The organism is Massilia sp. MP_M2, assembly GCF_039123635.1.
Taxonomy (GTDB): domain Bacteria; phylum Pseudomonadota; class Gammaproteobacteria; order Burkholderiales; family Burkholderiaceae_D; genus Telluria.
Genome location: NZ_JBCHJF010000008.1, coordinates 120,566 through 134,701, shown reverse-complemented (window position 1 = coordinate 134,701; position 14,136 = coordinate 120,566). Strand labels below are relative to the sequence as shown.

The following is a 14,136-nucleotide window of genomic DNA, read 5'->3' as shown; positions in this document are numbered from 1 at the left end:
TGCCCGCGCTTATTGCGCCCACCAAGATGGCTGCTACCATCCTCAAGCAGCAGCGCACGCGAACCGCTACGCCTCACTTGCCGGCTGCGCGGCCACTGGCGCCGCTGCCGGCGTCCCCGCTGCACGCGATCCAACCAGCTGGTCCCAGGCGATGGCGGCGCTCAGGAACACCTGGCCGTTGAGCTTGCCCAGCAGATCGCTTTCCTTGAGCCGGTCCATGACCGGCCCCTTTACCTCGGCCAGGTGCATCAGCACACCGCGCCGGTTCAGCGAGCTGTTCAACTCTTCGAGCCCGAACAGGGCGGACGTGTCGATTGCATTGACCGCCGACAGCACCAGCACCAGATGCCGCGTTCCCGCATGGGCGACGAGTTCTTCATCGATGCGTTCGTTGACCGCATCCACGTTGCCGAAGAACAGGCCGGCATCGACCCGCAGCATCAGCAGACCAGCCGTCGTTTCGGCCGAATAGCGCTCGACGTTGCGGAAGTGTTCGGTACCATGGATGCGACCCAGCACCGCGATATGCGGCCGGCTGGCACGCCAGATCAGCACCACCATCGACAGCGCCACGCCCACCAGCACCCCCGCTTCCACACCCAGGATCAGCACCCCGCCGGCGGTGGCCAGCAGCGCCAGCGCATCGGCGCGGTCGTAGTGCCAGGCGGTGCGCAGCGTCGACAAATCGAGCATCCCGAGCACCGCCACGATGATCGTCGCGGCCAGCGTCGGCAAGGGCAGCAGCGCGAGCCAGCCGGTGGGCAGCACGAGCGCCAGCGCCAGCAGGCCGGCCGTGATGATGCTGGCCATCTGCGTATTGGCGCCAGCCGCGAAATTGACGGCCGAACGGGACAGGCTGCCGGTGACAGGAAAACCGCCGGTCAGCGCGCTGCCGATATTCGCCGCGCCCAGGCCCACCAGTTCGCGGTTGCTGACCAGTTTCTCGCCGCCGCGCTTGAGCGCCAGCGCCTGCGCGCCCGACATGCTGATCAGGAACACCATGAAGCCGATCAGCATGGCCGGTTGCAGCAGCGCTTGCCAATGCTGCGACGACGTCGCCAGGTTCAGGCCCGGCAAGCCGGCCTGCACGGCGCCGGTCGTGGCCACCCCCATCTGCGCAAGACCCAGTTGCTGCACCAGGGCCATCGCGCCCAGCACGACGGCAATCGGCGCCAGCTTGGCCCCGACGTCGGCCGCCGCCGGCGGCACGCGCAACCGGCGCAGCAACGGCGCCAGATGACTGCGCGCGGCCAGCAGCAGCACGAGCGAGCCCACGCCCAGCAGGATGCTCGGCCAGTGCGGCTGCATGCCCATCCCGATGGGGCCGCCCACCAGCGTGCGCAGCTGACCCCAGGCGATCACGATCGCCGAGCCAATGGTGAAGCCGCTCATCACGGGCCGCGAAAAGAAATTGGCGAGAAAGCCGATGCGCAGCAGCCCGCACAGCAGCAGGACCAGGCCCGACAACAGGGCCAGTTGCGCGGCCAGCACGCCGTACAGCGCCGTGCCGGGTGCCGCCAGCGGCGCCAGCGTGGACGCCGTCATCAGGGAAATGATCGCCATCGGTCCGACCGATTGCGTGCTGCTGGTGCCAAACAGCGCGTACAGCAAGGGCGGGATGATGCTGGCGTAGATGCCGACCGCCGGCGGCAGGCCCGCCACCAGCGCGTAGGCCATCCCCTGCGGGATCATCATCATCGCTACCACGATGCCGGCGCTGATATCGCCCGGCAGCGCGGCGCGCCGGTAGGGGCGCAACCACTCAAGCATGGAAAGTCCTGGCCAGCACGGCCGGAGGTGAAAAGAGCGCTAGCGTAGCATGATTAGCAGTACCGGCAGGACATCAGCCGGCCAGCGCCACGAGCCAGACACCCGCTGCGCCGATGGCCGCAGCCAGCGGCCGGCGCAGGCGCTCGCCCGGGATGGCGCCCAGCAGCAGCAGTCCGGCGCTGGCCAGGATGAAGCCGGCGCCGCTGGCCATGCCGGTCAGCTCATTGCCGTGCGCGAGTCCATGCACGAAGGCGCAGGCGCCGACGGTGAGCACGGCCATCTGCGGCTGCTTCAGGCGCGGCGCATACGCCGCCAACGCACCCAGAAGCAGCACGGTCGCCGCGATCGACAGCTCAAGCGCCGGCAACGCCACGCCGCCGCTGCTGGCTGCGCCCAGCGCCATCATCAAGAGGAACGTCGGTGCGAGCAGGTAGCCATGCTGCTGGCGGCTCCAGAGGCCGACCGCGAGCAGCGCCAGCAAATGATCGACGCCCGTCACCGGGTGCAGCAGGCCGGCCAAAAAACCGCTGTCGGGCGCGTGCCCGGGATGCGCGGCCGCTGGCAGCGCCAGTGTCAGGACGGTGACGGCCACGCCCGCGCGGGCAAGGTGATTGCGGGTTGCGTGGCGCAGCGAAGTCAACTGTTTTGTCATGATCGTCTCCTTATCTTATGGGTGCACTGCGTCGAGCAAGCCCTGCGCGCGGATGAACGCGACCACGTCCTGCACGCCCTCGCCGGTGCGCATATTGGTAAACACGAATGGCCGCTCGCCGCGCTGGCGGCGTGCATCGCTCGCCATGACCGTCAGGTCGGCCCCGACATGCGGTGCCAGGTCGGTCTTGTTGATGATCAGGAGGTCCGAGCGCGTGATGCCCGGTCCGCCCTTGCGTGGAATCTTCTCGCCGCCGGCGACATCGATCACGTACAGCGTCAGGTCGGACAGCTCCGGGCTGAAGGTCGCCGCCAGGTTGTCCCCGCCCGATTCGACCAATACCAGTTCCAGGCCGGGAAAATCGGCCTGCAGGCGCGCGATGGCTTCCAGGTTGATCGACGCATCCTCGCGGATCGCCGTGTGCGGACAGCCTCCCGTCTCCACGCCCATCAGGCGCTCGGGCGCGAGTGCGCCGGCGCGCAGCAGGATGTCCATGTCTTCGCGCGTGTAGATGTCGTTGGTGATCACGGCCATGTCGTAGTGGTCGCGCATGTGGCGGCACAGCAGTTCGCACAGCGCGGTCTTGCCCGAGCCCACCGGCCCGCCGATCCCGACCCGCAGCGGATTGGACGTTGTCATGCTTGCTCCTTATTGGATGATGATCACGACCGGTACAAGCGGCCATGCTGCACTTCGTGCCGCATCGACAGCATCGACAGGCCCGGCGCCCAGTTTGACAATGCGTCGTCCGGCAAACCGCGCGCCACCCCGACCGCGCGCTCGATCTCGGGCCGCAGCGACAGCAACAGGCGCTGGCCGGCGACCTGCCCCAGCGGCACCGACTTGACGCACACCAGCACCTGGTTCTCGACCCACGCGAAGACCATCGCCAGCAGCGCTTCTTCGTGCGGGATAGCCAGCCCGTCGACGGCGCAGGCAAACGCCAGGGGCAGCGTGACATCCTCGCCCAGCGCCCGCGTGTCGGCCACGCCCAGCTCGGCGATCAGGCGACCCAGTGAATAGCCCATCTGGACCGATTCGGCGCGCAGTTCGGCCGTGTCGCGCGACGCGAGGAAGCACCCGCCCCAGTGCGCGATCGCTTCGGCGTCGCGCGCGGCGAACGCGCCGAGAAGACGCCACAACACGGGGGCATCCCAGCGTGCCACCACGTCATGCAGGTAGCGCACGATCCACGCGCGGGCGCTGTCGGCATCCGTGACCAGGCCTTCGTCGAGCGCCGCTTCGAGGCCCTGCGAATAGCTGTAGCCGCCAATGGGCAAGGCCGGGCTGGCAAACTGCAGCAGGTGCAGCAGACTGGCGGCGTTCATACGGGGCCCGGTTCGATCGGCGCGCCATCCGACGGCCGGTGAATTTTCTGGCGCAGCGGAACCGGCGCCAATAAGCCGCCCGGTCCGTGCTCGTGATGATGGCCATGACCGCCGCCATACGCACCCGCCTCCGGCTCGAATTTGGCCAGTTCTTCATCGACGTCGGCCCCCAGCCCTTCGACCATCTCGCGCAGTACCGGGTCGACACGGATGCGTAACCAGCCAACGCCCACCTGGGTCTGGGTATGCCGGTTCCCCAGGTGAAACGCGCAGCGCGCCAGCAGCGTCGCATCGCGGCAGTGCATGACATAGGTCGGCTCCAGTGCGGCCTCGACGCGCACGACGCGCCCGCCTTCGCCCAGCAGCAGGTCGCCGTCGCGCAGCACCGTGCCGCGCACGAGGAACAGCGCGACCTCTTCGCCCGAGGCCAGGCGTGCGCGCTGGCGGCAGCGCTCTCGTTGTTCGAACGGCAGTACCAGCGTGTCGTGCACGACGTCGCCAACCGGAATCCGGGTATGCAGGGAAATCATCGATGGCCTCTAGAACAGGAAGTAACGCTGCGCCAGCGGCAGCACCACCGCCGCTTCGCACACCAGCAGGCGCCCGTCGGCGCGCACTGCATAGGTTTCGGGATCGACCTCCATGTGCGGCGTGGCGCCGTTGTGGATCATGTCGCGCTTGCGCAAGCCGCGCGTGCCGCGCACGGCGATCGTCGTCTTGGTCAGCCCCAGCGCACCCGCGATGCCGGCCTCGAACGCGCTTTGCGAAACAAACGTGAACGACTTGCGCAGCCCGCCGCCAAAGGCGCCGAACATGGGCCGGTAATGCACCGGTTGCGGCGTCGGGATCGAAGCATTCGGGTCGCCCATCAGGCTCGCGGCGATCATGCCGCCCTTGACCACCATCGATGGCTTGACGCCAAAGAAGGCCGGGCGCCACAGCACGATGTCGGCAATCTTGCCCACCTCGAGCGAGCCGACGACGTGCGCGATGCCGTGCGTGATGGCCGGATTGATCGTGTACTTGGCGATGTAGCGCTTGACGCGCGCATTGTCGTTGCGTGACGAGTCGCCTGCCAAAGCGCCGCGCTGCACCTTCATCTTGTGCGCCGTCTGCCAGGTGCGCATGATCGTCTCGCCCACACGACCCATCGCCTGCGAGTCCGACGACATCATCGAGATCGCACCCAGGTCGTGCAGGATGTCCTCGGCGGCGATCGTCTCGCGCCGGATGCGCGACTCGGCAAACGCCACGTCTTCGGCAATCGCCGGATCGAGGTGGTGGCAGACCATCAGCATGTCCAGGTGCTCGTCGAGCGTGTTGATCGTAAAGGGCCGCGTGGGATTGGTCGACGACGGCAGCACGTTGTCGTAGCCCACTGCCGCAATGATGTCCGGCGCATGACCACCGCCGGCGCCCTCGGTATGGAAGGTGTGGATCGTGCGGCCCTTGAACGCCGCCACGGTGGACTCGAGAAAGCCGGCCTCGTTGAGCGTGTCGGAGTGCAGCGCCACCTGCACGTCCAGTCGTTCGGCCACCGACAGGCAATTGTCGATCGCGGCGGGCGTGCTGCCCCAGTCCTCGTGCAGTTTCAGGCCGACGGCGCCGGCAGTGATTTGCTCTTCGAGCGGGCCTGGCTGGCTGACGTTGCCCTTGCCGAAAAAGCCCAGGTTCATCGGGAACGCGTCGGCCGCCTGCAACATCGAATGAATATGCCAGGCGCCCGGCGTGCAGGTGGTGGCGGCGGTACCGACGGCCGGTCCGGTGCCGCCGCCCAGCATCGTCGTGATCCCCGAGTACAGCGCTTCATCGATCTGCTGCGGGCAGATGAAGTGGATGTGCGTGTCGACGCCGCCGGCCGTGACGATCATGCCTTCGCCCGCGATGATCTCGGTGGCGCCACCGATGGCCATCGTGACATGCGGCTGGATATCCGGGTTGCCGGCCTTGCCGATCGCGGCGATCAGGCCATCCTTGATGCCGATGTCGGCCTTCACGATGCCCCAGTGGTCGACGATGACGGCGTTGGTGATGACGGTGTCCATCACGCCCTCGCGCAGGCGCTGCGACTGGCCCATGCCGTCGCGGATGACCTTGCCGCCGCCGAACTTGACCTCTTCGCCATAGGTCGCGCAATCGCGTTCGATCTCGATCACGAGGTCGGTGTCGGCCAGACGGATGCGGTCGCCCGTGGTCGGGCCATACATGTCGGCGTAGGCCTGGCGGCTGAGCGTGACCATCAGTCGTCCTCTGAGGTTGGAGACGTGACCACGGGCACTGGCCCCGACACGCGTCCCTGGAAGCCATGCACGATGCGCGCGCCCGCCAGGTCGACCAGTTCCACCGTGCGGCGCTGCCCCGGCTCGAAGCGCACCGCCGTACCGGCCGCGATGTTCAAGCGCATGCCGAGCGTGCTGTCCCGCTCGAACTGCAGTGCCGGATTGACTTCATGGAAGTGATAGTGCGAGCCGACCTGCACCGGCCGGTCGCCGGCATTGGCCACGACCACGGTGGCCGTGCGCCGCCCGGCGTTGATCTCGATATCGCCGTCGTCAAGAAAGTATTCACCTGGGATCATGCGTCGCTCCGGCTAGGGAATCGGGTGGTGGACGGTAACGAGCTTGGTCCCGTCCGGGAACGTGGCCTCGACCTGGATATCGGGAATCATCTCGGGCACGCCGTCCATCACGTCGCCACGCGCGAGGATGGTCGTGCCTTCGCTCATCAGCTCGGCCACGCTGCGGCCATCGCGTGCGCCTTCCATGATGGCGGCCGTGATCAGGGCCACCGCCTCCGGGTAATTCAGCTTGAGGCCGCGCGCGCGCCGGCGTTCGGCCAGCAGCGCGGCGGTGAAGATCAGCAGCTTGTCTTTTTCGCGGGGCGTCAGGTCCATGGCGGGGTCCGTTCTAGGTAAGCCAGATGCGCGGCGGGCACGCCGGGCGGTCGAGCAGATGGGGGCGCAGCAATTCCCACACGCGCGCCATGACGGCGCGCGCCGCTTCGCCGTCGTGGCCGAGATAACGCGCCACGAACACCGACTTCACCTGGCTGGACGCCAGTTGCGGGTCGAGCGCGCGCACGCGCGCCTGCAGCGCGGCGGGTACGGGCCGGCCGACGGCAAGCAGGGTCGCGCACACCGAATGACCTTGCATGCCGAGGGGGCTGGCAATGCCATCGGGGGTGAGGATGCCCTGCTCCCACCACAACAGGCGACCGTCCTGGCGAATCCGCGTGCGCTGGCGTATCTGCCCGGTCGTGAACGCTTCGCCAGCGGCCACGCGGCCGAAGCACAGCACTTCGCTGCCGATATAGATGCTGCCGGCGGCGAGATCGACTTCGTGTTCGAGATCGACGCGCGCCGCGTCATAGAAGATGGTTTCCTGCGGCAGCCATTCGACGGCGGCGCCAGCAGCGATCTGCAGGCGCACCGCCTGGTGCGACACGCGGCCGTTGGCGCGGTACCACTTGGCCGCGCCGGGGCTGGTGGCCAGCACGCTGCAACCGGGGCTGGCGTCAACGTCGATCTCGAGCCGGTCGCCACCGACCACGCCGCCCGGCGGGTGCACGACGATCACGTGGCAGGCGCCAGGGCCTTCCGGATACAGCGCCTTCTGGACACGTAGCGGCCCGCGGTGCGCGCGGCGCACGAGACGCGTCGTGTCGCCATCGCGCACGAAGCCCAGCGCCAGGCTGGCTTGCCAGGCGGGGAACATGGTCGGTGGATCGGTGAGGCTGCAATCGCGCATGCTTGATGAAACAGCACGATGCGTGCCAGGGCCTGGACGTGACCCGGACATGGCCTGGAGGGGGTGTTTCGCCTACTGCGCGCACCGGGGAGGTGCACGCTGCACCCGAACGCGTCAGGACATCGCCAGCTCGATGCAGTTGCGGCCGGCCCGCTTGGCGCGCGCCAATGCGGCGTGGGTGCGCACCGCCATCGAGTCGCCGCTCTCGCCCTCGCCCAGCTGAGCTACCCCGAGACTGATCGTGACGTGGTCGCACCCGGGTATTTCCACCTGCTCGATCGCCGCGCGCAGCTTCTCGGCCAGCTTCAGGGCATCGATCGCGCTCGTGTGCGAGGCGATCACCTGGAATTCCTCGCCGCCCGAGCGCACCAGAACATCGCTCGAACGCAGCAGCGCGCGCGCCGTGTCGGCCACCGTGCGCAGCACCAGGTCGCCCACCGGGTGGCCGAAGGTGTCGTTGATCTGGCTGAAACGGTCGATGTCGAAGGCGATCAGCGCCAGCGGCAGGCGGTAGCGGCGTGCACGCTTGATCTCCTGCTCCAGCAAGCCTTCGCCGTGACGGCGGCTGGCCAGGTCGGTCAGGGCGTCGGTGGTCGCCAGGTGCGTCACGCGCGCCAGCAGCGCCTCATTCTCGCGCGTGAGCTCGGCCATGCGCAGGCCGTACGCGGCCAGCCCAGCCAGGTCGTCCAGCGCCTGCAGCTGGGCGGGCGAGAACGGCCGCGCGTCGCCAAACAGCAGGCACAGCGCCCCCATCGGCCCGCCCGGCCCCGGCGCCGGGATCGGCACGCCCACGACCATGCGCGCGCCAAAGGTGTCCAGGCGCGCCGCCAGCGCCGGCTCGCCGGCCTTGTCGAGCGTATCGAGTAGCGTGAATTCGCCTGTCACCGCCGCCAGCAGCCCGGGGAAGGCATGGCGCACTGGCGACTGTAGCAGCCCGCCCTCGTGCGCGAGCAGCGCCGCCAGGCGCAGGCCGTCGACGCCCTGCTCGGCCTCGAGACGCAGGTCGCCGTCGCGATGCTGGAACAGCGCCGCATGCACGAGGCCCGGCCAGCCGGCCAGCGCCGCGCACAGGTGCTCGGCAAAGCGCTCGCTGTCGTCGGCTTGGGCCAGGGCCTGCTGGCAGGCAGTGCGTAGTGCGAGCAGCGTGCGCAGCTCGGCCTCCGGCGCCGTGGGCGCGGCAGGCGCGGCGCCGCCAAACCCGGTGCGCATGCGCGTGGCCAGCAGCGCGCGGGTTTGCTGCGCGCGCAGCGGGCCGATGGCGTAGTCGAGTGGACCGAACGCCATCAGCGCCGACAGCCAGCGCGCATTCGTGAATGGACACAGCACCAGCACCGGCGCGCCGGCGCGCTCGGCGACCAGTGCGCCCAGCGCGGCCAGGTCGATGCCGGGATCGCAGCGCTCGAGATCCAGCACGAGCAGGTCGGCCGGTTCGCGCGCCAGCAGGCCGCGCGCCTGCTCGGCCCCCGCCGCTACGCGCAGATTGGCGAACATGCCGTCGCAGCCGTGCTGGAAATCGGCGCGGCGCTGGCCGACAGGATTGACGAAGACACAGGTAAAGTCCTCGCGCGCGCCGTCTTCTTGATGCATGGTGATTCTCCAGAGGTAGGTCCAGCCGCACCCTGTTGGCATGACTGCAAGGCAAGTTTGCCATAAGCCGGCGTGCCGAGCATAGCAATTGTCGTCCTGTGTGTGGGAGCGCACCGTCGTGCCACCGTACGCGCCGAATACTCTTCTGAACGAATGCACACTTACGGGAGAATCACCATGGCACATCAAGACGACGTGGCAGCGAAACAGCGCGCCATCCAGCAAGAGCAGGACGCACGCGACGCCAGCAAGAATGAGTCCGGGAACAAAGAAGCCGTCCAGACCGGGGTCGACCAGCCAGCGCCGCCGATGCCGGCGCAGCACCTGGCCAAGCCGGGACTCGAAGCCGAGATGGAAAGCAAGCCGAAGTTCATGGCCGAAGGTTACAAGGGCAGCGGCAAGCTCGACGGCATGGCGGCCATCGTCACCGGCGCCGACTCGGGCATCGGGCGTGCGGTGGCCGTGCTGTTTGCGCGTGAAGGTGCCGATGTGGCCGTCATGTACCTGAACGAAGACGTCGATGCGGCAGAGACCAAGCGCTGCGTCGAGGCCGAAGGCCGCCGCTGCATCACGATCGCCGGCGACGTCAAGGACCCGGCATTCTGCAACGACGCCGTGCAGCAGGCGCTCAAAGCATTCGGCCGGCTGGATATCCTGGTCAACAATGCCGCGTTCCAGGAACACGCCGATTCGATTCTCGACCTGACTGAAGAGCGGTTCGAGGAAACCTTCCGCACCAATATCTTCGGCTACTTCCACATGGCCAAGGCAGTCGTGCCGCACCTCAAGCGCGGCGCGTCGATCATCAATACGGGCTCGGTCACGGGTCTGAAAGGGTCGGCCAAGCTGATCGACTATTCGTCGACCAAGGGCGCGATCCACGCGTTTACGATGTCGCTGGCCGGCAGCCTGCTCGACCAGGGCATTCGCGTGAACGCGGTGGCGCCTGGCCCCGTCTGGACGCCACTGAACCCGGCCGACAAGGGCCCGGACGACATCAGCGAGTTCGGCGCCAGCACCGACTACCGGCGCCCGGCCCAGCCCGAAGAACCCTCGCCGGCCTATGTGTTCCTGGCGTCGCCCGTGTGCTCGGGCTACATCACGGGCATCGTGTTGCCGGTGACCGGCGTCGTCGGCGAATAACCGACCCCAGTGAGGAGCAGGCAATGGCACGCAGCATGTGGAAAGGCGCGATCAGCTTCGGACTGGTCCATATTCCGGTCGATATGTACCCCGCGGTCGAGACCAGGGGGCTCGACCTGACAATGCTCGACCGGCGCGATTTTTCGCCGGTAGGGTTCAAACGCTACAACAAGGGCAATGGCAAGGAAGTGGTGTGGGACGATATCGTCAAGGGCTACGAGTACGAGGACGGCGAGTATGTCGTGCTGTCGGACGAAGACCTGCGCCGCGCCAACCCGGAAGCGACGCAGACGATCGACATCCAGGCGTTCGTCGATGCCGGGGACGTGCCGCTGATTTACTATGACCAGCCGTATTACCTGGCGCCCGGCAAGGGCGGTGCGAAAGTCTATGCGCTGCTGCGCGAGACGCTGCGCGAAGCGGGCAAGGTCGGCATCGCGCACGTGGTCATCCGCGTCAAGCAGCATCTGGCGGCGCTGATCTGCGTGGGCGACACGATCGTGCTCAATACGCTGCGCTACCCGGACGAGATGCGCGACGCGGGCGAACTCAAGATCCCGTCGCCCAGCGCGAAAACAGCCGCCGTCACCGTCAAGGAACTGAAGATGGCGATGGCACTGGTCGAGGGCATGAGCGAAGACTGGGCGCCGGCGCAGTACCACGACAGCTACCGCGACGACGTGCTGGCCCTGGTCAAGAAGAAGATCAAGGCCAAACAGACCAAGACCATCACGCAGCCCGAGCCGGAGAAAGAAAAGCGCACCACCGGCAAGGTCATCGATCTGGTCGCCCTGCTGCAGGCCAGTCTTGGCAAGAAGCCGGCCAAGGCGGCGCTGGCGGCCCTTGACGACGGCGACGATGACGACGATCCGCCACCACGCAAGCCGCGCAAAGCTGCCGACGACGAGGATAGCCAGCACGATCAGCCTCCTCCACGCGCGCGCAAGTCAACGGCCGCGTCAGGGGCCCGTGCCACTGCCACCAAGGCAGCGGCCAAGCCAGCGGCGAAGAAGGCGGCCGTAAAGTCCGCAACCAAGGCGCCTGCGCGCAAGAAGGCGGCTTGAGCATGGACGGATTCATCGACTTTCTCCAATGGCCCGCGATGGCCGTGAGTCTCATCGCCGCCTACCTCGTCGGCGCCAAGCACGCCGAGCGCCGCATCCTGGGCTTCTGGACCTTTATTGTCAGCAATGTGCTGTGGATCGTCTGGGGCTGGCATGACGAAGCGTGGGCCCTCATCGCGCTGCAGGTCGCGCTGCTGGCCATGAACGTGCGCGGCATTTTCAGGAACGACGCGTGACGCAGCGCGCTTGCCCCCACCCCTAAGGCACGAACCCGAGCTGCTTCATCGCTTTGCTCAGTGTCGTGGCCGCCGTGGCATAGTCCTGCCACGGCGTATTGCCGACATCGAGCCGCTCGTGCACGTTGGCGATGGACCACCGGTCGCTCGCCGTGAGCGCGTCCAGCTCATCCCAGCCCAGCGGCACCGAAATTCCCAACCCCGGGCGCGAACGCGCCGACCATGCGGCCACCGTCGTGGCGCCCTGTCCGTTGCGCAGGTAATCGATGAAGATTTTCCCTACCCGGTTTTTCGGCCCGCTCTTGAAGGCAAAGCGCTCCGGCAGTGTGTGCGCCATATGGTGCACGATCGCCTGCGAGAAGCGCTTGACCGTGTCCCAGTCGTGGTTTCCCTTGATTGGCACCACGACGTGCAACCCCTTGCCGCCGCTGGTTTTCAAGAACGCCGGCAAGCCCAGTTGGTCCAGGAAGGCGTGCATCAGCTGCGCCGCTTCCTGCATCTCGGGCCACTGGATGCCCTCGCCCGGATCGAGGTCGAACACCATCCGGTTCGGTTTCTGGTAACTGCCCTTGAGCGCATTTTGCGTGTGGATCTCCACCACGTTCCACTGCGCCGACGACAGGATGCCCAGCGGCATGGCCACTTCCAGCATCGGTGGATGCGCCGGGTCGAGCGCCGGGTCCAGATCGCGCAGGCCCGGCATCTTGCGCACGTCGACATGCTTCTGGAAAAACAGCTCGCCGCCCACGCCCTCGGGCGCGCGCACGAGCGATACCGGGCGGCCTTTCAGGTGCGCCATCATCAGCTCGCCCACCAGCGCGTAATAGCGCACCAGCGCCAGTTTGGTGGCGCCGCTCGTCTTGTCGATGACGCGCTCGCCGTTGGTGATCTTCAGCGACGGGGGCAGCTTGCTCTGTGCGGCCACGGGTTCGTCGTCCGCCGCGACGTCCTCCACGGCAAGCGCTTGCTCGCGGGTGATGTTCCTGGCCGGCTTGTCCTTGCGCAGCCCCTGGAACACCGGATGACGCACGGCGCCGCCGCTGGTCCAGTCCGAAAAACTCACTTCCGCCACCAGCACCGGCTTGACCCAGTGGTGCGCCCGCCCCGGCACAGCGCGCGGCGGGAACGGGCTGGTGTCGGTGCGCAGCGTCTCGAGTTGCGCCGCGATGCTGATCAAGGTCGCGTGGTTCAAGCCCGAGCCGACATTGCCGGCGTAGCGCAACACGCCGTCGTCGTCATGGACGCCGAGCAGCAGCGCGCCGATGCCGGTGCGCGCGCCTTTCGGATCGGTGAAGCCGGCAATGACGAATTCCTGGCGCCGGCCGCATTTGAGCTTGATCCAGTCGGATGAGCGGCGCGAGACGTAGCGCGCGTCGCGTCGCTTGCCGATCACGCCTTCGAGGCCGATCTTGCAGGCCGCCACAATCAGTTCGTCGGGCTTGGCCCGGAATTCGGCGGAGAACCGCACTTTCTGGGATCTGGCTTTCTTGAGCACCTGTTCAAGCACTGTGCGCCGGTCGACCAGCGGCATCTCGCGCAGGTCGTGGCCGTCGAAGTACGGCACATCGAACAGGAAGTAATCGATGTCGATCGCGCCGTTGCCGTCGAACGCGGCCTGTAACAAGCCGAAATCGGGCTTGCCGGCGTCGTCGTGCACGACGATTTCGCCGTCGTACCAGCCGTCGGGCAGCGCCATGCGTTCCAGCTCTTCCTTCAGGGGCGTGAGCTTGTCGGTCCAGTCGTTGGCGTTACGCGTCATGAGCCGCACCGCGCCATCCTCGATGCGCGCGAGCATGCGGTAGCCGTCGAACTTGACTTCGAACAGCCAGTTGTCGGGGTCAGGCGGCGGTGCGTCGACAAGCGTGGCCAGCTCGGGGGCGAATGTCGCCGGCAGCGGCTCCCTGGCGTCATTGGCCGTGGTCCGTTTTGCGGGTGCCTTTTTTGCTGCCGCTTTTTTGGCGGATGCTTTTTTCGCAGGCGCCGCCTTTGCACCCTTGCCCAGCGCTTCGACCTTCTGCGCGGCGCGCTTGGGCATCGGCAATGCCTTCACGCTGTCGGGCAATTCGTCCACCAGCGAGAATTCGGCAGCCGGTCGCGCGTAATCGTCTTTTTCCTTGATCAACAGCCAGGGCGGCTGCTTTTCGCCACGGCCCTTCATCCGCACCAGTGCCCAGCGGCCGTGCATCTTGTGACCGTGCAGCGCGAACTTGATGCTGCCCTTGGCAAAGCCCTGGCGCGGATCTTCCAGCGGCTCCCACGTGCCCTTGTCCCAGATGATCACCTTGCCGGCGCCGTACTGCCTGGCCGGAATCGTGCCCTCGAAGTCGGAGTACGAGATCGGGTGGTCTTCGACCTGCACGGCCATGCGTTTGTCATGCGTGTCGTAGCTGGGGCCTTTCGGCACGGCCCAGCTTTTCATCGTGCCGTCGAGCTCGAGCCGAAAGTCGTAATGCAGGCGGCTGGCCCAGTGTTTCTGGATCACGAAGGTCAGCACGTCCTGCCCCGCTTCTCCGCCGTCGGCCGGCTCGGACGTGATCGCAAAATTGCGTTTGGCTTTGTAGGCGTTGAGTGCGTCCGTCATGGCAACCTCAGGGAAATTCGACGTTGTCA

General features: G+C 67.1%; 14 protein-coding genes. 3 read left to right on the top strand and 11 right to left on the bottom strand.

What is annotated here, in order from left to right; all coding sequences use genetic code 11:
• Positions 1–66: 66 nt before the first annotated feature.
• From RCH14_RS17205 to RCH14_RS17160, 10 genes are all read right to left on the bottom strand, one after another.
• A complete protein-coding gene (locus tag RCH14_RS17205; protein ID WP_343027322.1) occupies positions 67–1,770 on the bottom strand; it encodes a sulfate permease in 1,704 nt (567 codons plus the stop codon).
• Positions 1,771–1,843: 73 nt separating this feature from the next.
• Complete coding sequence (locus RCH14_RS17200) at positions 1,844–2,422, bottom strand: HupE/UreJ family protein (RefSeq protein ID WP_343027321.1); 579 nt, start codon at positions 2,420–2,422, stop codon at positions 1,844–1,846.
• A 15-nt stretch (positions 2,423–2,437) separates the two neighbouring features.
• Positions 2,438–3,061, bottom strand: coding sequence for an urease accessory protein UreG (gene ureG / locus RCH14_RS17195; RefSeq protein ID WP_343027320.1), 624 nt, complete (start codon positions 3,059–3,061; stop codon positions 2,438–2,440).
• Between the two features lie 23 nt (positions 3,062–3,084).
• Positions 3,085–3,750 carry an urease accessory protein UreF gene (locus RCH14_RS17190; RefSeq protein WP_343027319.1) on the bottom strand — a complete coding sequence of 222 codons (666 nt, stop codon included), beginning with the start codon at positions 3,748–3,750 and terminating at the stop codon, positions 3,085–3,087.
• Entirely contained in the window at positions 3,747–4,280 is a 534-nt protein-coding gene (gene ureE, locus RCH14_RS17185; RefSeq protein WP_343027318.1) for an urease accessory protein UreE, read from the bottom strand. Before ureE ends, RCH14_RS17190 begins: the two co-directional genes overlap by 4 nt.
• A 9-nt stretch (positions 4,281–4,289) precedes the next feature.
• Positions 4,290–5,990 (bottom strand): urease subunit alpha, encoded by a 1,701-nt coding sequence (gene ureC / locus RCH14_RS17180; protein WP_343027317.1) that lies wholly within the window; start codon positions 5,988–5,990, stop codon positions 4,290–4,292.
• Positions 5,990–6,328, bottom strand: a complete 339-nt coding sequence (locus RCH14_RS17175) for an urease subunit beta (protein WP_343027316.1) — start codon at positions 6,326–6,328, stop codon at positions 5,990–5,992. Before RCH14_RS17175 ends, ureC begins: the two co-directional genes overlap by 1 nt.
• Before the next feature lie 12 nt (positions 6,329–6,340).
• Positions 6,341–6,643, bottom strand: a complete 303-nt coding sequence (locus RCH14_RS17170; RefSeq protein WP_343027315.1) for an urease subunit gamma — start codon at positions 6,641–6,643, stop codon at positions 6,341–6,343.
• A gap of 13 nt (positions 6,644–6,656) precedes the next feature.
• The gene (locus tag RCH14_RS17165; RefSeq protein WP_343027314.1) at positions 6,657–7,496 is read right to left on the bottom strand and encodes an urease accessory protein UreD; all 840 of its coding nucleotides are present in this window, start codon (positions 7,494–7,496) and stop codon (positions 6,657–6,659) included.
• Positions 7,497–7,610: 114 nt separating this feature from the next.
• The gene (locus tag RCH14_RS17160) at positions 7,611–9,083 is read right to left on the bottom strand and encodes a diguanylate cyclase (protein WP_343027313.1); all 1,473 of its coding nucleotides are present in this window, start codon (positions 9,081–9,083) and stop codon (positions 7,611–7,613) included.
• A gap of 177 nt (positions 9,084–9,260) precedes the next feature.
• Between RCH14_RS17160 and RCH14_RS17155 the strand changes: the two genes are divergently transcribed.
• The 3 genes from RCH14_RS17155 to RCH14_RS17145 are packed head-to-tail and all read left to right on the top strand — an operon-like array spanning position 9,261 to position 11,526.
• Entirely contained in the window at positions 9,261–10,226 is a 966-nt protein-coding gene (locus RCH14_RS17155; RefSeq protein WP_343027312.1) for an SDR family oxidoreductase, read from the top strand.
• A 23-nt stretch (positions 10,227–10,249) separates the two neighbouring features.
• Positions 10,250–11,290: a Ku protein gene (locus RCH14_RS17150; protein ID WP_343027311.1), complete on the top strand. Its 1,041-nt coding sequence runs from the start codon at positions 10,250–10,252 to the stop codon at positions 11,288–11,290.
• 2 nt (positions 11,291–11,292) lie between these two features.
• Positions 11,293–11,526, top strand: coding sequence for a hypothetical protein (locus RCH14_RS17145; RefSeq protein WP_343027310.1), 234 nt, complete (start codon positions 11,293–11,295; stop codon positions 11,524–11,526).
• A 22-nt stretch (positions 11,527–11,548) separates the two neighbouring features.
• On the opposite strand, the gene ligD is transcribed toward RCH14_RS17145, so the two are convergent.
• Positions 11,549–14,107 (bottom strand): DNA ligase D, encoded by a 2,559-nt coding sequence (ligD, locus tag RCH14_RS17140; RefSeq protein WP_343027309.1) that lies wholly within the window; start codon positions 14,105–14,107, stop codon positions 11,549–11,551.
• Positions 14,108–14,136 lie beyond the last annotated feature (29 nt).

What these genes read in the sequence shown, in the direction of transcription:
- ureE (WP_343027318.1), bottom strand. Translation starts at nt 4,280, where the DNA reads ATGATTTCCCTGCATACCCGGATTCCGGTTGGCGACGTCGTGCACGAC.
- RCH14_RS17170 (WP_343027315.1), bottom strand. Translation starts at nt 6,643, where the DNA reads ATGGACCTGACGCCCCGCGAAAAAGACAAGCTGCTGATCTTCACCGCC.
- RCH14_RS17205 (WP_343027322.1), bottom strand. Translation starts at nt 1,770, where the DNA reads ATGCTTGAGTGGTTGCGCCCCTACCGGCGCGCCGCGCTGCCGGGCGAT.
- RCH14_RS17150 (WP_343027311.1), top strand. Translation starts at nt 10,250, where the DNA reads ATGGCACGCAGCATGTGGAAAGGCGCGATCAGCTTCGGACTGGTCCAT.
- RCH14_RS17145 (WP_343027310.1), top strand. Translation starts at nt 11,293, where the DNA reads ATGGACGGATTCATCGACTTTCTCCAATGGCCCGCGATGGCCGTGAGT.
- ligD (WP_343027309.1), bottom strand. Translation starts at nt 14,107, where the DNA reads ATGACGGACGCACTCAACGCCTACAAAGCCAAACGCAATTTTGCGATC.
- RCH14_RS17190 (WP_343027319.1), bottom strand. Translation starts at nt 3,750, where the DNA reads ATGAACGCCGCCAGTCTGCTGCACCTGCTGCAGTTTGCCAGCCCGGCC.
- ureC (WP_343027317.1), bottom strand. Translation starts at nt 5,990, where the DNA reads ATGGTCACGCTCAGCCGCCAGGCCTACGCCGACATGTATGGCCCGACC.
- RCH14_RS17155 (WP_343027312.1), top strand. Translation starts at nt 9,261, where the DNA reads ATGGCACATCAAGACGACGTGGCAGCGAAACAGCGCGCCATCCAGCAA.
- ureG (WP_343027320.1), bottom strand. Translation starts at nt 3,061, where the DNA reads ATGACAACGTCCAATCCGCTGCGGGTCGGGATCGGCGGGCCGGTGGGC.
- RCH14_RS17200 (WP_343027321.1), bottom strand. Translation starts at nt 2,422, where the DNA reads ATGACAAAACAGTTGACTTCGCTGCGCCACGCAACCCGCAATCACCTT.
- RCH14_RS17160 (WP_343027313.1), bottom strand. Translation starts at nt 9,083, where the DNA reads ATGCATCAAGAAGACGGCGCGCGCGAGGACTTTACCTGTGTCTTCGTC.
- RCH14_RS17165 (WP_343027314.1), bottom strand. Translation starts at nt 7,496, where the DNA reads ATGCGCGATTGCAGCCTCACCGATCCACCGACCATGTTCCCCGCCTGG.
- RCH14_RS17175 (WP_343027316.1), bottom strand. Translation starts at nt 6,328, where the DNA reads ATGATCCCAGGTGAATACTTTCTTGACGACGGCGATATCGAGATCAAC.